The organism is Pseudohongiella sp. SYSU M77423 (assembly GCF_029911965.1).
Classification (GTDB): Bacteria; Pseudomonadota; Gammaproteobacteria; order Pseudomonadales; family Pseudohongiellaceae; genus Pseudohongiella.
The window spans coordinates 1-18,876 of sequence record NZ_JARYTH010000009.1; the positions used below are offsets into that span (position 1 = coordinate 1).

Annotated in this window: 17 protein-coding genes; 1 reads left to right on the top strand and 16 read right to left on the bottom strand. The window is 57.1% G+C overall.

From position 1 onward, the window contains the following. Positions 1 to 44: 44 nt before the first annotated feature. The 16 genes from QGM61_RS14740 to prmB form a co-directional block, all read right to left on the bottom strand. Positions 45 to 1,250: a DUF418 domain-containing protein gene (locus QGM61_RS14740; RefSeq protein ID WP_281133445.1), complete on the bottom strand. Its 1,206-nt coding sequence runs from the start codon at positions 1,248 to 1,250 to the stop codon at positions 45 to 47. A 56-nt stretch (positions 1,251 to 1,306) separates the two neighbouring features. Continuing rightward, complete coding sequence (purF, locus tag QGM61_RS14745; RefSeq protein WP_281133446.1) at positions 1,307 to 2,815, bottom strand: amidophosphoribosyltransferase; 1,509 nt, start codon at positions 2,813 to 2,815, stop codon at positions 1,307 to 1,309. A gap of 30 nt (positions 2,816 to 2,845) precedes the next feature. Beyond that, positions 2,846 to 3,322 carry a CvpA family protein gene (locus QGM61_RS14750; RefSeq protein ID WP_281133447.1) on the bottom strand — a complete coding sequence of 159 codons (477 nt, stop codon included), beginning with the start codon at positions 3,320 to 3,322 and terminating at the stop codon, positions 2,846 to 2,848. Between the two features lie 3 nt (positions 3,323 to 3,325). Continuing rightward, positions 3,326 to 4,039: an SPOR domain-containing protein gene (locus QGM61_RS14755; RefSeq protein WP_281133448.1), complete on the bottom strand. Its 714-nt coding sequence runs from the start codon at positions 4,037 to 4,039 to the stop codon at positions 3,326 to 3,328. A gap of 65 nt (positions 4,040 to 4,104) precedes the next feature. Further along, positions 4,105 to 5,556, bottom strand: a complete 1,452-nt coding sequence (folC, locus tag QGM61_RS14760; protein WP_281133449.1) for a bifunctional tetrahydrofolate synthase/dihydrofolate synthase — start codon at positions 5,554 to 5,556, stop codon at positions 4,105 to 4,107. A 3-nt stretch (positions 5,557 to 5,559) separates the two neighbouring features. Next, on the bottom strand, positions 5,560 to 6,438 hold the full coding sequence (gene accD, locus QGM61_RS14765; RefSeq protein ID WP_237134410.1) for an acetyl-CoA carboxylase, carboxyltransferase subunit beta: 879 nt from the start codon (positions 6,436 to 6,438) through the stop codon (positions 5,560 to 5,562). An 82-nt stretch (positions 6,439 to 6,520) separates the two neighbouring features. Continuing rightward, entirely contained in the window at positions 6,521 to 7,333 is an 813-nt protein-coding gene (gene trpA, locus QGM61_RS14770) for a tryptophan synthase subunit alpha (RefSeq protein ID WP_237134411.1), read from the bottom strand. A gap of 26 nt (positions 7,334 to 7,359) precedes the next feature. Beyond that, the gene (gene trpB, locus QGM61_RS14775) at positions 7,360 to 8,535 is read right to left on the bottom strand and encodes a tryptophan synthase subunit beta (RefSeq protein WP_272907336.1); all 1,176 of its coding nucleotides are present in this window, start codon (positions 8,533 to 8,535) and stop codon (positions 7,360 to 7,362) included. A 55-nt stretch (positions 8,536 to 8,590) separates the two neighbouring features. Next, positions 8,591 to 9,259, bottom strand: coding sequence for a phosphoribosylanthranilate isomerase (locus QGM61_RS14780; RefSeq protein WP_411268769.1), 669 nt, complete (start codon positions 9,257 to 9,259; stop codon positions 8,591 to 8,593). A 240-nt stretch (positions 9,260 to 9,499) separates the two neighbouring features. Further along, positions 9,500 to 10,291 carry a tRNA pseudouridine(38-40) synthase TruA gene (gene truA, locus QGM61_RS14785; protein WP_281133450.1) on the bottom strand — a complete coding sequence of 264 codons (792 nt, stop codon included), beginning with the start codon at positions 10,289 to 10,291 and terminating at the stop codon, positions 9,500 to 9,502. A 15-nt stretch (positions 10,292 to 10,306) separates the two neighbouring features. Beyond that, positions 10,307 to 12,841 (bottom strand): FimV/HubP family polar landmark protein, encoded by a 2,535-nt coding sequence (locus QGM61_RS14790; protein WP_281133451.1) that lies wholly within the window; start codon positions 12,839 to 12,841, stop codon positions 10,307 to 10,309. Positions 12,842 to 12,883: 42 nt separating this feature from the next. Further along, positions 12,884 to 13,903, bottom strand: a complete 1,020-nt coding sequence (locus tag QGM61_RS14795; RefSeq protein WP_237134415.1) for an aspartate-semialdehyde dehydrogenase — start codon at positions 13,901 to 13,903, stop codon at positions 12,884 to 12,886. 97 nt (positions 13,904 to 14,000) lie between these two features. Beyond that, positions 14,001 to 14,654: a 3-isopropylmalate dehydratase small subunit gene (gene leuD / locus QGM61_RS14800; RefSeq protein ID WP_237134416.1), complete on the bottom strand. Its 654-nt coding sequence runs from the start codon at positions 14,652 to 14,654 to the stop codon at positions 14,001 to 14,003. A 2-nt stretch (positions 14,655 to 14,656) separates the two neighbouring features. Then, a complete protein-coding gene (leuC, locus tag QGM61_RS14805) occupies positions 14,657 to 16,087 on the bottom strand; it encodes a 3-isopropylmalate dehydratase large subunit (protein ID WP_237134417.1) in 1,431 nt (476 codons plus the stop codon). 73 nt (positions 16,088 to 16,160) lie between these two features. After that, on the bottom strand, positions 16,161 to 17,246 hold the full coding sequence (gene aroC, locus QGM61_RS14810) for a chorismate synthase (protein ID WP_281133452.1): 1,086 nt from the start codon (positions 17,244 to 17,246) through the stop codon (positions 16,161 to 16,163). Between the two features lie 36 nt (positions 17,247 to 17,282). Next, positions 17,283 to 18,173 (bottom strand): 50S ribosomal protein L3 N(5)-glutamine methyltransferase, encoded by an 891-nt coding sequence (gene prmB / locus QGM61_RS14815; protein WP_281133453.1) that lies wholly within the window; start codon positions 18,171 to 18,173, stop codon positions 17,283 to 17,285. A 135-nt stretch (positions 18,174 to 18,308) separates the two neighbouring features. Here prmB and folE point away from each other — a divergent pair, with 135 nt between their 5' ends. Next, complete coding sequence (folE, locus tag QGM61_RS14820) at positions 18,309 to 18,875, top strand: GTP cyclohydrolase I FolE (protein WP_237134420.1); 567 nt, start codon at positions 18,309 to 18,311, stop codon at positions 18,873 to 18,875. Position 18,876: the final 1 nt, after the last annotated feature.

The window sequence follows — 18,876 nt, forward strand, 5'->3', positions numbered from 1 at the left end:
CGATCTGACACCCACCTCTCGGCCCGCTCCAGAATCAAGAGTACTTAAGAGCGGCGGAGCGGTTGCAGTTGGCCGTAGGTGAGCGATCTCCAGAGCCACTCCAGCGGACCGAACCGGAACGACCGCAACCAGATGGGCGACAGCCACAGTTGCAGCGCCCACACCCCAAACACAATGCTCAACTGCCCCCATCGCTCCACCTGCCCTATCAGCCCCAGCCCGTGACCGTAAAATATGAAGCCGCAGATCAGCGTCTGCATGATGTAGTTGGTGAAAGCCATCCGGCCGGTGGCTGCCAGCCTGTTGGTCAGCGTGCTCATCCTGTGTGATTTGAGCAGTAGCACGATGATGGCCATCCACATAAGGCTGACCAGCACACTGCCCCAATAGTTGAACTGCGAGCCGATAAACATGGATGTGAGTTGCCAGTTGTTGTTGAAGTTCCAGAAAATGCCGAATATGACCAGTGGCAGACCGACGGCAAGGCCCAGCCATATCAGGCGCAGGTAGACGACACGCTCTGCTCTGCCCGTTATGATGTCAGTCCTGAACAGCGCCATGCCCAGCAGCATCAGGGCACCGGCACGCCAGAAACCCCACATCAGCATGGCCAGTCCCTGCATTTCCTGTGTCATGGGAACACGCATTGCCATCTGGCTGATCCAGCCGCCCTGATAGGCCGCCAGCTCTGCTTGCATCTGCTCGGTCGTAGGTCGCCACTGAGGCATGATCTCGGCTGCGATCTCGTCGCCGGACATCGACTGCAGTCCAAGGCCGGTTAGCAGGTACAGGATGGAGGAAATCGCCAGGAAAAACACCGACAGCTTGATCAGGGTGCGAACTGGTTTGTTACGCAGGGGGTACAGCAGGCAGGCACAGACGGCATACAAAAAGAGGATGTCGCCAGACCACAGCAGATAGCCGTGCAGCAGGCCAAAAACCAGCAGCCAGAGGTTTCTACGGTAATAGTATTTGGCGACTGATCGCCCGGCAGCGTTGGCACGCTCACAGAACAGGACAATGCCCGCACCGAACAGCATGGAAAACAGCGCCATCATCTTCTGGTCGGTCAACAGATGACTGACACCCCAGACCATGCCATTGAGGCCATCCAGTGAGCCATAAGCGGAGGGATTGAGATAGGCAGCCATGGGCATGGCAAAGAACTGGATATTCATGACCAGAATACCCAGAACCGCCAGGCCCCGCAGGACATCAAGTGTGTCTATGCGTTGCGCCGTTGGTTGCATCGTCTAGAGCCCCTTTTTCCTTGAGTCTCTGTTTTATAGCACAAACGGCGCCGTTGTCACGACTCTTCGTTGGCAGGCTCGGCCTTGGTGTTGGCGCGGGCTTTTTTAGCAGCGTCATTACGGGCGGCTTCCAGTGCCTTGAGGTACTGCTGATCGACATCACCGGTGATGTATTCGCCGTTGAAGACCGCACATTCAAACTGCTTGATCTTGGGGTTGCCTTCATGGGCAGCGGCGATCAGATCAGGCAGATCCTGGAACACCAGCCAGTCGGCACCGATCAGTTCCTGCACCTGTTGTTCGGTGCGATCGTGGGCAATCAGCTCGGTGGCGGCAGGCATGTCGATACCGTAAACGTTGGGGTAACGCACGGGTGGTGCCGCGGACGCGAAGTAGACTTTTCGGGCACCGGCTTCGCGGGCCATCTGGATGATCTGGCGGCAGGTGGTGCCACGCACGATGGAGTCATCGACCAGCAACACATTCTTGCCGCGGAATTCGAGTTCGATGGCATTGAGTTTCTGGCGCACGGATTTACGACGCTCACTCTGACCCGGCATAATGAAGGTACGGCCGATGTAGCGGTTCTTGACGAAACCTTCGCGGTATTTGACGCCCAGATGGTTGGCCAGTTCCAGCGCGGAGGTGCGGCTGGTGTCGGGAATCGGAATGACCACGTCGATGTCGTGGTCCGGACGCAGGCGTTTGACCTTGTCGGCGAGGCGCTCACCCATTCTCAGTCGAGCCTTGTAAACCGAGATTCCGTCCATCAGGGAGTCAGGTCGCGCAAAATAGACATGTTCGAAGATACACGGGGCATAGGGCGCGGGCTCGGAGCAGATACGGGTGTGCAGATTGCCCTTGGAGTCGATGTACACGGCCTCACCAGGTGCCACGTCTCTCACCAGGTCAAAACCCTGCGAGTCCAGCGCGACGCTCTCTGACGCCAGCATGTATTCGGTCTGGCCGCCTGCCACTTCTTTCTTGCCAAACACCAGTGGACGAATGCCGTTTTTGTCACGGAAACCAACAATGCCGTAACCGGTGATCATGACCAGCGCGACGTAACCACCCCGACAGCGACGGTGCACACCTTCCACTGCCTGGAAAACATCTTCAGCAGTCGGCGCAACGCGGCCAACCTGCTGCAGTTCGTGGGCAAAAATGTTGAGCAGGACTTCGGAGTCGGAATCGGTGTTGATGTGACGCAGGTCTTCGGAATACAGTTCTTCGGAGAGTTTGGCGGAGTTGGTCAGGTTGCCGTTATGGGCCAGGCAGAGGCCGTAGGGAGAGTTTACATAAAACGGTTGCGCCAGCGCCGGACTGGAGCTGCCGGCGGTGGGATAGCGGACATGGCCAATACCCATCTTGCCGGTCAGGCGCCGCATATGTCGGGTTCGAAAGACATCTTTAACCAGGCCGTTGTCTTTGCGCAAATTCAGCTTGCCGTTATCGCAGGTTGCAATACCTGCCGCATCCTGACCGCGATGCTGCAACACCGTCAGTGTATCGTAGAGTGAAACGGCCACATCTGAGTTGCCAACGATGCCAACTAAACCACACATGCAAAATACTCCATAAACCAGCGTAAAAAATCAGACTGCGGCAGGATCGCTGCCGAGCATGGATTGTCCCCATTCGATAACACGTTCAATGTAAGGAATGGCAACAGACTCCTGCCACCAGAGCTCCAGGCTGTAGGAGCTGGCAGCAAAATAGACAACAATGGCAACAATGATCACACCGCGCGCCACCCCAAACACAGTGCCCAGCAACCGGTCGGTCATCTGCAGACCCACCATGCTGACCAGTCGCGCCATGAAATGATTGATGATGCCGCCGACGATCAGAGTAAGCAGACACAGCACGGCAAAGGCCAGCGCGTAACGGGCGGTTTCATTGTCAGTAACTGTAAAAAACGGTGCCAGATGCGGGCTGTAAAGCCGCGCCACAACGATGGCGGCGATCCATGCCAGCACGGACAGTACTTCGCGCACAAATCCGCGCGAGATACCAAAGACTGCGGAGATGCTCACCACGATCAGGATTGCTACATCGACCCAGTTCAGCATCTGTTACTCCTCAATCTGGTAGCGCACCACCAGCCCATTGAGCTCGTAATCGGAGCGCAGCATTTCCAGCAGACTCTGGGCTGCGGCACGGTCTACCAGTGGCCCGACAAACACAGCTGTCAACGGCCCCTGACTTGAATCGATCTGCCGTGTGTAGGCACGATGCCCATCTCCCACCAAGCGGTTCAACAGATTGCTGGCATTAGCCTGGCTGGAAAACGATGCCAGTCGCACACTCCACGCTTCGGGCAGTCCTCGATAATCAAGCGCCGACGTCACTTCTGCCTGCTGATCGGCCGGTGTCGCTTGTGTAGTTTCAGCAGCGGCCTGTGCAGTTTCTGGAGCGGCTTCAGCAGTCTGCGGCTCGGCTTCGGCGGTGTCGCTCGTTGTTGAGCCGGAGTCAGCCTGCGCGAGGCCTGCGTTGTCAGTGCCCGCTTCAGTCTGTTCGCTGACTGAAGCTGGCTCGTCCGTTGCTTGGGCGGGTTCTTGTTCAGGCTCGGTCTGTGGCCTTATGCGGATGGCATCCGTATCGGCTGTAATCACCGGTCGAGTCGGCATCTCCCGGGTAACATCGGGACGAGCTGGCTCTGCAGGAATATTGGTTTGCAGTGGTGGTTGGTAACTGCCTTCGCCGTCGAAAATCATCGGCAGTAATATCAGGGCGAGCAGGCCCAGTACCAGCGTGCCAATCAGTCGTTGACGGGTGTTCTGATTCAAAGCGGCAGGGCCTCTTTTTTAACAGTTGCTGTCACTGTCTGTCTCTGTGTTCCGGGCGACGCTGATCAGGTCTTCGGCGATAACCAGTGCAGCGCATCGGATACGGTGAAAAAAGAACCACATACAACAAGCAGATCATGCGGCGACGCTTCACGACAGGCTGAGTCGAGTGCACTGCCGACATCCGTAAAGGCACGAATGCTGGCGGTATCAGCGGTCTCACCAATACCCGCTTCGCGCAGCCGCCCGGCGAGTTGTTCGGCACCGATGCAGCGCGGCATATCGACGTGCGCAATATACCAGAAATCGACATGCTTTTCTAAAGGCGAAACGTATCCAATATGATCTTTGTCCTGCATCATCGCCAAAATCACCCGGATGCTGGGGCTGTGCCCGACCGCTGGAGTCTCGCTACCCTGCCCCGCCTGTCCATCCCGTTTGCGCCAGCTCGCCAGCTCTGCTGCCAGCGACAGTGCCGCCTGGGGGTTGTGGGACACATCCAGCAGTACTGTTCTGCTTTTGTTTTGTGCCGGATCTGCGGTCTGATCAAAGGCAATTGTCAGGTACTGCAGTCGTCCGGCCAGTTGCAGCGTCGGCAACATGGACAGCAGGACTGAGTTCAGCTGTTCCTGGTCAGTAATCAAGCCGCTCAGCACCGCGGCCTGCAAAGCACCAGCAACATTGCGCGTCTGCAGGCGTGGCATGGGCAGATTGTTCAGTTGCCACCGGGGCCCGCTCACGCGGCTTTCACCCCCCGCACTCGTCAGGGAGTCTGCCGCCGTGCCGGCGACGCCGGAGTGCATGCTGGCAGCCGTCAATTCACAGCGCCACACGGGACCGTCGTCGATCGCATTAAATTCCCGACCAATCAAATAAAGCGGGCTAGCCAGCGATTCGGCTATGTCCAGCAGATTGGCTGGCGGATTGGCATCAACACAAACAACCGGTTTGGCGGCGCGCATGATGCCGGCTTTTTCGCGCGCCACTGATTCGCGGCTGTTGCCCAGGTATTCCTGGTGATCCAGGCCGATGCTGCTGATGATGGCGACGTCGGCATCGATGATGTTCACAGCATCGAGTCGACCACCCAGACCGACCTCCAATACCACGACATCCAGCGGCGACTGCTGAAAAATCATCAGTGCTGCCAGCGTACCAAACTCAAAATAGCTGAGAGAGATATCACCGCGCATCTGCTCGATGCGCTCGAAAGCATCGATCAATGGCTGGTCAGTGATGTCCTGACCGTTGAGTCGCACACGTTCGTTGTAGTTCAGGATGTGCGGGGAGGTATAAGTACCGACACGGAGCTTCAGGGCCAGCGACAGCGCCTCCAGCGCCGCCACGTGGCTGCCCTTGCCGTTGGTGCCGGTAACCGTGATTACGGTAGGCGCCGGTCGGGTGACGCCAAGTCGCTGGGCGACCTGTCGCACCCTGTCCAGGCCCATGTCGATCTCTGAGGGATGTAATTGCTGGATGTAGTCCAGCCATTGCGCCAGGGTGGCGGCCTGCGTCATTTATCAGGCAGCCGGCGGCAGTTGCATCAGCTTGGAAACCAGACCAGCGACGGTGCGGCGCATATCCTTGCGATGCACGATCATATCTATAGCGCCATGCTCCAGCAGGAACTCGCTGCGCTGGAAACCTTCCGGCAGTTTGACGCGAACCGTCTGACGAATCACGTCGGGACCTGTGAAACCTACCAGAGCGCGAGGTTCGGCGACGTTAATGTCACCCAGCATCGCGAGACTGGCCGAGACACCGCCGTAAACTGGATCGACCAGCACGGAGATGAACGGCAGACCTTCGCCACGCAGACGCTCCAGTGCAGCAGAAGTTTTTGCCATCTGCATCAGGGATACCAGTGCTTCCTGCATACGGGCGCCACCACTGGTGGAGAAACAGATCAGCGGCAGGCGCTGCTGGATGCAGGTGTTGATCGCCTGCACAAATTTCTCACCCACCACGGCACCCATGGAACCACCAATAAAGCCGAATTCGAAGGCTGCTACAACTGCCTCGACATCGCATACCTTGCCCTGCACAACCACCAGGGCATCCTTCTCACCGGTGCTTTTCTGCGCGGCGGACAGACGATCTTTGTACTTTTTGAGATCCTTGAACTTCAGGATATCTACGGGCTCGATATCCTCGAACAGCTCCTGTGCGCTGTCATCGTCCAGAAACAGGTCCAGACGACGCCGTGCGGTAATACGCATGTGATGGTCGCACTTGGGGCAGACATCGTGATTACGCTCGAGGTCGGGACGATACAGGACTGCCTCACAGCGTGGGCATTTCTTCCAGAGCCCTTCGGGCACACTGGATTTCTGTTTGGCACCATCGGGCGCCGCACTGCTGTTGCGAATGGAGGGAAGGATTTTGTTAATCCAGCTCATACCTGATTCCTGTCAATCGATTCCTGATGTTTAAAGCCCAAGTTATGGCCTCGGGTCGGGTACTATAACATTTTCCGCCAATCTATGCGTCAAGCGCCTTGCGCAGACGCCCGATCAGCTCGCAGGCCTGCGCTACAGCGGCCTCATCACGGGCGCCAGAGTCAGTCAGCTCGCCGATTTTCTGGACCAGTGCACTACCCACGATAACCCCATCACTGATAGCTGCCATTGATGTTGCGCTGGCCTCATCCTTGATGCCAAAGCCCACCACGACGGGCAGCTCAGTGCGCTCGCGAAGCGCTTTAACACGCTCGGCAATTGAGTCTGCGTCAGTGATGGCAGCCCCGGTGACGCCCTTCAGCGACACATAGTACAGGTAACCTGAACTGTGCTCACAGATACCCTGGAGGCGCTTTTCGGTTGTCGTGGGAGCCACCAGGAAAATGATATCCATCTCGGCCGGTTGCGTCAGTGCCAGCAGTTCTTTCGCCTCACTGACCGGCAGATCCACCACCAGCACGCCGTCAACGCCTGCCGAGCTGGCCTGGCTGACGAAGTTCTCATAACCCATGACTTCCAGTGGGTTCAGATAACCCATCAGCACAATTGGCGTTTTGTCATCTTTCTGACGAAACTCGCTGACGATGGACAGCACGGTCTTCATGCCCACGCCCTGCCGCAGTGCGCGCTCGGCGCCCAGCTGAATCACCGGACCATCAGAGGATGGGTCGCTGAATGGCACACCCAGCTCGATGATGTCAGCGCCGTTGCTGACCAGCTGGTGCATCAGGGTCACCGTGGTGTCCCGGTCGGGGTCACCAGCCACCAGATAAGGTACCAGAACCTTGCGGCCTGCCTGTTTGGCGGCCGCAATCGTTTTGCTGATTCTACTCATGTTCGCTTGCCTCTCCCTGTGCTCTGCTAGACGGTAATGCCATCAATGCCGGCAACCGTATGGATATCCTTGTCGCCTCGACCGGACAGATTGACCAGAACCGTCTGATCAGGCGACATGGTCGCTGCCAGCTTAATAGCATAGGCTATCGCATGCGCCGACTCGAGGGCCGGGATGATGCCTTCCTTGCGTGTCAGCAAGCGGAATGCATCCAGTGCTTCGGTATCTGTGACCGACACATAGTTGGCGCGACCGGCATCTTTCAGCCAGGCGTGTTCAGGGCCCACACCCGGGTAGTCCAGACCGGCTGAAACCGAATGCGTCTCCAGAATCTGACCGTTGTCATCGCTCATGATGTAGGTACGGTTGCCGTGCAATACGCCGGGCTTGCCCGCCGACAGCGGCGCCGCATGACGGCCGGTCTCGACGCCGTCACCACCAGCTTCGACACCATAAATCGCCACATCTTTGTCGCGCAGGAAGGGATGGAACAGACCAATGGCATTGGATCCACCACCGACACAGGCAACCAGCGCGTCCGGCAATTTACCGTACTCGGCCAGCGACTGCTCACGGGCTTCGCGACCGATGATGGCCTGAAAATCTCGGACCAGCATGGGATAAGGGTGTGGGCCGGCCACGGTACCAATAATGTAGTAGGTGTTATCTACGTTGGTTGCCCAGTCGCGCAGTGCCTCATTCATGGCGTCCTTCAAAGTGCGGGACCCGGAAGTCACAGACACTACATTGGCACCCAGCAGTTTCATGCGGTAGACGTTTGCTGCCTGACGTTTGACGTCCTCGGCTCCCATGTAGACATGACACTCCAACCCCAGCCGGGCCGCTACCGTGGCGCTGGCCACTCCGTGCTGACCGGCACCGGTTTCGGCGATGATGCGCGGCTTGCCCATGTATTTGGCCAGCAGTGCCTGCCCGATAGTGTTGTTGATCTTGTGCGCACCGGTGTGATTGAGATCTTCCCGCTTGAGAATGATCTTTGCGCCGCCGGCATGTTCGCTCAGTCTTTCAGCGTGATACAGCGGCGATGGCCGGCCAACGTAATGCGCCATGTCGTAGTCGAAGTCACGCCAGAACTGCGGATCGCCAGACAGTTGACGATAGACGCGATCGAGCTCTTCTACAGCTGCCATCAGCGTTTCGCCAACAAAGATCCCGCCAAATCGACCAAAATGGCCGGTCAGGTCGGGACCACTGAACGGATCCTGCGCGGTTGCCGTAGTGGCAACATGTTCTGACTCAGATACGGACACGGTTAACCTCTTCAAAAAATGCCTGCAGTTTATCCGGGTCTTTGATACCCGGCTCGCTTTCCACCCCGGAGCTGAGATCCAGCGCCCAGGGTCGAACCTCGTTGATGGCACGGGCAGCATTGTCAGCGCTCAGCCCCCCGGCCAGGACAATCGGTGCGGCAATCTGCTCTACACAGCGCCGCGCCAGCGTCCAGTCAAATTGTTTACCTGTCCCGCCGCGCTGCTGCGGGTCGTAGGTGTCCAGCAATATGGCACTGGCCCCGGAAAATTGCGCAGCCTGCTTTTCGACCTGCTGCAGAAGCTTCCCGTGGCCGCTGTCGTCAGCTTCTGCCGGCACGCGCACAACCTTGATGTAGGGTATGGCAAATGACTCACAGAACGCGGGGTCCTCATCGCCATGAAATTGCAGACAGTCCAGATGAACCGCCTGCAGGGTGGACTCCACATCAATACGCTGCGGGTTAACAAACAGACCCACAACACTGACAAATGCTGGCACTGCGGCGCGAATTTCGGCAGCCTGCCTCAGTGTGATGGCGCGTTTACTGCCGGCATAGAACATCAGACCCAGTGCATCCGCACCCAGTCTGGCGGCCAGCACGGCATCCTGAGGACGGGTTATGCCGCAGATTTTTACGCGTGTTCGCAATGTCATGCTCATCCTGAGGGTCGTTCAGTTGTTTTCCGGGAGCAAATCGACGCTGCCATGCGCCGTCATTCAGGTCCTGCCTGATTGCATCAAGCTCTGTTTCGACACAAGGCAGGGGCCCGGATTTTACCAGAGAACACGCGTTCATGTGTGAGTATAACCGGGACTGAGGGGAAAAATGCTCAAGGGATGTTGCTGTGTACACTTTGCGTCAGCGCAATTGCAGCCAGCGCCACAGGCGAGAATCTACAGAAAGCATGGCCCCAGCGGCAACTGCGGCAGATCCGGGTAATCGGGATAGCCAACATGAACCAGGAACAGGCCATCGGGACGCGCCGTATCGCCACCCTTCTTGCGGTCCCGGCTCATCAGCACTTCGCGCACCCAGTCTGTTGGCTGTCTGGCGAAGCCCACCTGCAACAATGTACCCGTGATGTTGCGAACCATATGCAGCAGAAAGGCGTTGGCCTCGACTTCAACAATGATAAAACGGTTGTGCCGGTAAACAGCGATTGAGCGAATCTCCCGGAACGGTGAATTGGCCTGACAACCAGAGCCCCGAAACGAACTGAAATCATGTTCGCCCAGCAGATGCTGGGCCGCCTCATGCATCATCGCAACATTCAGAGGCTGACGCACGTGTGTCAGCTGACCCACCAGTACAGTTGGTTTGACTGGCTGATCATAGATGACATAACGGTAGCGGCGGCTGCGGGCCGAATGACGGGCATGGAAATTATCATTAACCGGCGTGGCCCACTGCACGCGAATCTCAGGTGGCAGATGGGTATTGGTGCCCATTACCCAGGCCTTGGCGCCCCGGTCTATGGCTGTGTCGAAATGGATGACCTGGCCCGTGGCATGGACACCGGCGTCAGTGCGGCCCGCGCAACTGATCGCCACTTGCTGGTTTGCGATACGCGAGAGCGCCGTTTCCAGTTGGCCCTGGACTGTCGGCAGTGGTGGCGAGGCCTGGCGCTGCCAGCCGGAAAAGCGGGCGCCATTATATTCAACGCCCAGAGCAATACGGGTAGTCAATTCGATTCCTGCAGATTATTCCAGACGGTCAAGCAATGACTGGGCTTCCTGGCGCTGGGTCTCGGTTCCCTCGTCCAGCACTTCACCCAGAATTTCTCTGGCACCCGCTTCATCGCCCATGTCGATGTAGGCACGCGCCAGATCAAGCTTGGTTGCAGCTTCATCGCTGTCCGACAGCAGCGGGAAGTCGTCTTCGTCTTCCGCCGCATCGTCTTCGGTCATTTCTTCACTGGGTATGAAGGCCAGATCATCAAACTCATCGGTACTGGTGGAGCTGGCATCAGCTTTGACGTCCGGCTCACTGAGGTCGTAGTCATCTGCAATGGCAGTTGTTTCTGGCTCAGGCTCTGGTTCGGGCTCAGGCTCAGGCTCAGGCTCAGGCTCTGGCTCAGGCTCTGGCTCTGGCTCTGGCTCTGGCTCTGGCTCCATGACAGTTTCGGGTTCCGGTTCTGGCTCAGCGAAAGGCTCCGGTTCGGACTCAAACGACTGCTCCTGCTCCTGCTCCCGCTCCTGCCCCGGCCACTCCAGCTCGGCATCAAGTTCTGACTCGAAGTCGGACTCCGACGGCGACGCCGGCTCGGCCTCAACTGTCGACTCATCAGGCTGGTTGAGGTCGAATTCATCATCGAGGTCATAGGCAGACGCATCAGTATCATCCCAGGCGCTGTCCGCATCACTCAGGTCGTCGCCACTGAAAACCTGGGTTTCTGAACTCTGTGACTGGGCGATGGCGTCTTCTGGTGCCGATTCGTCATCGAAGACCATAGCCTCGTCGGTGTCTTCTTCTGGGGTCTGCCACGGGTCGCTGTCAGCCTCGTCAGTTTCCTGCCGTTCCGACTCGACCTCTTCATAGGCCTGCGCCATGGTTGCCGCGGCGGTACTGGGCGTGTAGACAACACCATCGTCGTCATCATCGCTGTCTTCCTGTTCGGCTGCCGCTTCGCCATCAGCGTCAACAACTGAGTCGGCCTGCCGGCTGGCATCCGCCTCGGCTGCCGCGGCGGCGACACCGGCAAACAGCATCTCATCGGAATCCTCATCGCCCAGCTTCATCTCGTCATTGCTGCGCTGTGATTCCTGCTCAGCTGCCCTTGCGGCCCGGTTGCGCCATACCAGGAAGGCCACAATCGACAGCACCAGTGCCGCCAGCAGGCTCAACAGCAACCAGGTGTTGCTGATCATCATATTAAGGAACTGCTGAACCGGTCCGCCTTCTGGCGCCATGGTGACAACCGTATCCGGCTGATCCGCCTGATCGGCTCGTGCAGAGTCCTGATCGGCCAGTGACTCCTGTAATTGCGCCAGTTCCAGGTCGCGCAGGCGAATGATTTCCTGGGCGGAGGCAATCTGTTGCTGCAGCATGTCCAGGCGCGCGTTCAGCTCGTGATTCTCTGAGTCCAGCTCGTCAAGCTCTTCCTGACGAACGGCGAGTCGATCTTCCAGCTCATTCAGACGACGTTCCCGCTCAGCATCCTGGTTTCCGGCGGCACTGGTGTCAGGTTGATCATCGGATTCTTCATCTTCATCGACGGCGACCACGCGCAGTTCACCCTGATTGGTGCTGCCGCTGGCCGTTGACGTGGCCGGCTGCGTCGGCTGAGGCGCGGTTCCCCGATTGGCAAACGCCTGATTCTGGCGCTGAACTTCCTGCACCGCCTCAGCATTGGCAAGACGACGTATCTCGTCCAGTTCGGGCACGCGCAACACGGCGCCACGTTGCACCTGATTGATATTGCCGCCTATGAAGGCTTCAGGATTCAGTCGCTGCAGTGCCAGCATGGTCTGCTGCACGCTGACCGAACTGTCGGGACGCGCTCGCAGTGCAAGCTCCCACAAGGTATCGCCCGCATTGACTGTCAGGGTGCTGGCGTTGGCCAGAAGTTCCGGATCGGGTGTGCTGGCCGCATTTGATGTTGGTGTCGCTGGCTCTGAGCTTACGTTATTGGCAGAAGTCTGCTCGTCTGGCTGTGCGACAGCATCAGTGGGAGCAGCCGTCTCGACGGTGCCGGATGTCTCAGCAAGGGTTTGAGCCGGAGCGGTTTCGGCCTGCTCCGCGGAGTCTTCAACGGGAGCTTGTGATTCCTCTTCCGGCACATCCAGCACCACGGAACGGACTGGCGAAAACTCGGATATATTGCCGGTCTGGGCGGTGAACGCCGGGGCTTCCAGTCGCAGGGTATATTCGGTCAGCACACGGCCGCTGGGCCAGCGGGTGTCCAACAGGAGGCTGATGAAGGGTTCATCAATGGTAACGGGAGCGCTCAGCGTGACGATTGGTCCGCCAGCAGCGTTAAGATTGACGTCAAACTGCAGATTGTCCAGGACCGGGTCGCGCTCCAGGGACAGACGTTCGAAATCCTCAGATTCCGCCACCATAACCCGGATGGCCTCTGCATCCAGACCTTCGATATCCAGCAGACTGATGGTGGCGACCAGCGGTTCGTCACTGTTACTGGTCAGTGTCAGATCACCCAGCTCAACGGCTGCCGCCCGCCCGCCTGCCAGCAGTGCCAGCGCGGTAATTAGTGGGAGCAGCCGTTTTACCATCATTGCATCCTTTTCGACAGCGTGCTGAGAAACAGGCTCAAGTATTTATGATAAATAGTCTTTTATCAACACTTCAGCAATCTGGATGGAGTTCAATGCCGCGCCTTTGCGGACATTGTCACCCACCACCCACAGATCGATACCGTTAGGATGTGAGATATCTTTGCGGATTCGACCGACCAGAACTTCGTCCTTGCCAGCGGAGTCGCCTACCGCTGTCGGGTAGCCACCGTCTTTGCGCTCATCCATCAGTTTGGCGCCAGGTGCCTTGCTGATCAGTTCACGCACTTCCTCGACAGTGATGGGCTCGCGAGTCTCCAAATGCACCGCTTCGGAATGGCTGAAGAACACTGGAACGCGGACGCAGGTTGCGTTCACTTCAACGCTTTTGTCGAGGATCTTTTTGGTTTCCCACGACATCTTCATTTCTTCTTTGGTGTAACCGTTTTCCAGGAACACATCAATGTGCGGCAGCGCATTAAAGGCGATCTGCTTTGGATACACATTGCATTCGGCTTCTTTGCCATTCAGCAGTGCAGCTGTCTGGGCCGCCAGCTCTTCGATGGCCTCTTTGCCAGTGCCGGAAACTGCCTGGTAGGTCGACACGTTGATACGGGTAATGCCCACTTTATCGTGAATCGGCTTTAATGCCACCAGCATCTGAATGGTGGAGCAGTTCGGATTGGCAATGATATTGCGGTTGGTGTAGTTCGCGATCGCCTCCGGATTGACTTCCGGGACAACCAAAGGAATGTCGTCGTCGTAGCGGAACTGCGAGGTATTGTCGATCACGATACAGCCTGCTGCGCCCGCCTTGGGGGCGTAGACTTCGGAGATGCTGCCGCCAGCTGAGAACAGGCCAATATCCGCCTTGCTGAAATCAAACTCGGCCAGATTCTGAACTGTCACAGGCTTGCCATGGAACATGACCGTGCTGCCCGCAGAGCGCTCGCTGGCCAATGGGAACAGTTCGTTTACCGGAAAATTACGCTCTTCCAGAATGCTGATCAGAGTTTCGCCGACGGCGCCGGTGGCTCCGACCACGGCCACATTGAACTTTTTCATATCATCTCCCTTCAGTGGTGAGGATCATTGCTGTCAGGTCTGCGTTTGCCTGAGTGCCAGCTGTCAGCGGCTGGCACTTCGGCTATCACTTGTACGTTCAGGACTTCGCTGGTGTGCCAAAGTACCAGGGCGATTTCTCACGCCACTGGGATTCAAACGCGCTGATGGCGTCGGCATCTTCCAGCGTCAGCCCGATATCGTCCAGACCGTTCAGCAGGCAGTGCTTGCGAAACGCATCAACGTCAAAACTGATGGTGCTGCCATCGGGCTTGGTAATGGTTTGCGCAGGCAGATCAACCGTCAGTTGATAGCCCTCATTGGCCTCAACTTCCTTGAACAGCTGATCGACAGTTTGTTTATCTAAAACAATGGGTAATATGCCATTCTTAAAGCAATTATTGAAAAATATATCCGCGAAGCTAGGTGCGATGAGTACGCGAAATCCATAATCATCCAGCGCCCAGGGGGCGTGCTCGCGGCTTGATCCGCAGCCAAAATTGTCGCGTGCCAGCAGCACACTGGCATCTTTATAACGAGGCTGGTTCAGCACGAAGTCGTGGTTGATTGGACGCTTGCTGTTGTCCGCATCAGGCTCGCCTTTGTCCAGGTAGCGATGTTCATCAAACAGGTTGATACCAAAACCGCTGCGCTTGATGGACTTCAGAAACTGCTTCGGGATGATGAAGTCAGTATCTACGTTGGCCCGATCCAGTGGCATGGCCAATCCAGTGTGTACAGTAAATGCTCTCATGATCAGTGCTCCAGCAGAATATCACGCACGTCGACAAAATGGCCGTGGATGGCCGCCGCAGCCGCCATCGCCGGGCTGACCAGGTGGGTCCGTCCACCGAAACCCTGGCGACCTTCGAAGTTACGGTTGGAGGTAGACGCGCAATGTTTGCCAGCAGGCAGCTGGTCGGCATTCATGGCCAGACACATGGAACAGCCCGGCTCACGCCATTCAAGGCCTGCTTCGATGAAAATCTTGTCCAGGCCTTCCGCTTCCGCCTGCTGCTTGACCAGACCAGAGCCCGGTACAACCATTGCCAGCTCGATATTGCTGGCGACCTTGCGGCCTTTGACCACAGCCGCCGCAGCGCGCAGATCTTCGATGCGTGAGTTGGTGCAGGAGCCAATGAAGACGTACTCCAGCTTGATATCACGAATCGGTGTGCGCGGTTTCAGACCCATGTACTTCAGCGCCTGGCGAATATTGCTGGCACGTGAGCTGTCAGTTTCCAGATCCGGGTCTGGCACCTCGCCAGTAACCGGGGCAACCATCTCAGGTGAGGTTCCCCAGGTAACCTGAGGGATGATGTCAGCAGCGTCCAGCACCACCACACGGTCAAAGTGCGCATCAGCATCACTGACCAGCGTGCGCCAGTAGTCGGCGGCACGATCAAACATCTCACCCTGCGGAGCAAACGGACGCCCCTTGATGTAGTTGACGGTGGTCTCATCAACCGCGATCAGACCGGCACGCGCACCCGCTTCGATAGCCATGTTGCAGACTGTCATGCGGCCTTCCATGCTCAGTGACTGAATCGCTTCGCCACCAAATTCAATGGTGTAGCCCGTGCCACCAGCCGTACCAATTTCGCCAATGATTGCCAGCACGATGTCTTTGGCAGTCACGCCCGGGTTGAGCTGACCGTCGACACGGATCAGCATGTTCTTCATTTTGCGCTGTATCAGACACTGGGTTGCCATGACGTGCTCGACTTCCGAGGTCCCGATACCGTGTGCCAGTGCACCCAGCGCACCGTGCGTTGAGGTGTGCGAATCACCACAGACAATGGTCATGCCGGGCAGGGTTGCACCCTGCTCCGGGCCCACGACGTGCACAATGCCCTGACGGATATCGTTCATGTCCAGCTCGGTAATACCAAACTCCAGGCAGTTGGCGTCCAGGGTTTTTACCTGGATGCGTGATACCGGATCGATGATGCCTTCCAGACCCCGGCTGCGCTCCGCCTTGGTGGTCGGGATATTGTGATCCGGCGTTGCCAGATTGGCATCGGCACGCCAGGGTTTACGGCCAGCCAGGCGCAGCCCCTCGAAGGCCTGCGGCGAGGTCACTTCGTGTATCAGTTGCCGATCGATATAGATCAGCGCCGTGCCATCATCGCGCTGTTTGACCAGGTGCGAATCCCAGAGCTTGTCGTACAGAGTTTTTCCAGCCATGAATCATTCCCGCCTTGCATGCTTCCCGGATCAGGAAGCCTTGTTAAGATCTGCCTACAATTATATGAATTTACTAAATTTTTGGAGTCGTGCAACGCACATCGGCGTTTTGTGCACGATGCCGCATCAGGTGATCCATCAACACGATGGCCAGCATGGCCTCGGCGATGGGCACTGCACGGATTCCCACACAGGGATCATGCCTGCCGGTTGTCACCACCTCGACTTCATTGCCATCCACGTCAATGGAGCGGCCCGGTAATCGCAGGCTGGACGTTGGTTTCAGCGCGATATGCGCAACGATGTCCTGCCCGCTGGAGATACCGCCCAGCACGCCGCCAGCGTTGTTGGAGAGGAACCCACCGGGTGTCATCTCATCACGGTGTTCGGTGCCCTTCTGGGTGACCGATTCAAAGCCGGCACCGATCTCTATGCCCTTGACGGCATTGATGCTCATCAGCGCATGAGCGATGTCCGCGTCAAGTCGGTCGAAAACCGGCTCACCCAGACCTACCGGCACACCGCTGGCAACCACAGAGATGCGCGCACCAATGGAGTTACCTTCCTTGTTCAGCGCCGACATGTAAGCTTCCATCTCCGCCACCTTGCTGGCATCCGGACAGAAGAATGCATTCTGTTCGACCTGATCCCAGTCCAGGGTCTCTGCCTTGATGGGACCGAGCTGGCTGAGATAGGCACGTACCTGCACACAGCAGTGCTGCTGCAAATACTTTTTGGCAATTGCTCCAGCCGCGACGCGCATCGCAGTTTCCCGTGCCGAGGAGCGACCACCGCCACGATAATCGCGCATGCCGTACTTTTGCTGATAGGTATAATCAGCATGAGCAGGCCGGAATATATCTTTGATTTTACTGTAATCTTTTGAGCGCTGATCGGTATTTTCAATCAGCAGACCAATAGGTGTACCAGTGGTCCTGCCCTCGAACACGCCCGACAGAATTTTAACCTCATCGGCCTCTCTGCGCTGCGTTGTAAAACGCGATTGACCCGGTTTGCGGCGATCCAGATCGCGCTGCAGATCCTCGGCGGACAGCTCCAGGCCCGGCGGACAGCCATCAACGATGCAACCCAGGGCCAGGCCATGGCTTTCGCCAAAACTGGTCACAGTAAACAGACTTCCCAGGGTGTTGCCGGCCATTGCTCAGGTTTCCATTACCTAGTAAAAAGGCGAGCATTATACACGAATCACATCCATGGCACGAATCAGGCTGGCTCGATCTATTGCCAGTACCCCTTCCCCGCCATTGTCGAACTCAAGCCAGGTCACGGGCAGTTGCGGGTAACGTTCGGCCAGTACAGACCAACTATAACCCAACTCAAGAATCAGCACGCCCTGCTCGGAGAGAAAGTCAGGTGCCTGCCTCAGAATCTGCAGAGGAATGGCCAGACCGTCGTCATCGGACAACAAACCCAGCGCGGGCTCCTGATGATATTCGGCTGGCAGCTCGGCCACTTCCTCCGCGGATACATAGGGTGGATTGCTGACAATCAGATCGTAGCGGACTCCTTTACCTGTCAAACCCTGGAAAAGATCGGACTGAATGACACGTACGCGATCTTCAACACCGTGGCGCCTGATATTGCTGTCAGCCACGGCCAGTGCATCCTGACTGATATCAGCCAGGTCGACCTGACAGTCCGGAAAGGTCAGTGCAGTGGCGATACCGATACAGCCGCTACCGGTGCACAGATCAAGCGCGCGACGCGGCGATGCATCCAGCATGGGCTGAAACCCATTGTGAATTAACTCGGCAATCGGCGAGCGCGGCACCAACACTCTTTCATCAACATTAAACGGCAGACCGGCGAACCAGGCCTCGCCAACCAGGTAGGCCACCGGTATACGCTGTTCAATCCGGCGTGCCACAAGCAGCTCGATCTGTTGCTGCTGCGCTGCGCTGAGCTCCTGTTCAGGGTCAATGTCTTCGCGATCAAAGGGCAGCCCCAGCACCGAGAATATCAGGTAGACGGCCTCATCCCAGGCGTTATCTGTCCCGTGCCCATAAAACAGCCCGGCACCATCAAACTGCTCGGCCGCATAAGCCACACAATCACCCAAAGTCACTCAACACTCCTTTATCTTTCGTTTTAAGCCTATAATTGTCTGGAATTTCGCTTTACGCCCGCCTACCAATATCGTACCGTAGCGGTCCTTTTTTGAGCGTCCCTTTTTAGCTTACCCAAACGAGAGTACCCCGTTATGAGCAAAGCCCCCCTGGAAAACATGGAGCAGGCCTTCCGTGACATCATCCAGTCCGTCGGTGAAGACCTTAATCGCGACGGACTACGGGATACTCCGCTGCGTGCGGCCAAAGCCATGCAATTCCTGACGCGGGGTTATCAGCAAAACATTGACGAAGTCATCAACAATGCCATGTTTCCGTCTTCATCCGAAGAGATGGTGATTGTCAAAAACATCGAATTATATTCCATGTGTGAGCATCATATGCTGCCGTTTATCGGCAAATGTCACGTGGCCTATCTGCCCAAGGGCAAAGTCATTGGTCTGTCAAAGATCGCCCGCATCGTCGACATGTACGCCAGACGACTGCAGATTCAGGAAAATCTGACCAAGGAAATTGCTGAGGTGATCATCCAGAAAACCGGTGCCGCCGGTGCTGCCGTCATCATTGAAGCTCAGCACATGTGCATGATGATGCGTGGGGTTGAGAAGCAGAATTCGGTGATGACCACATCGTGCATGCTGGGTGGCTTCCGTACCAGTCAAAGCACCCGCAATGAATTCCTGTCACTGGTGCACCGCTAGT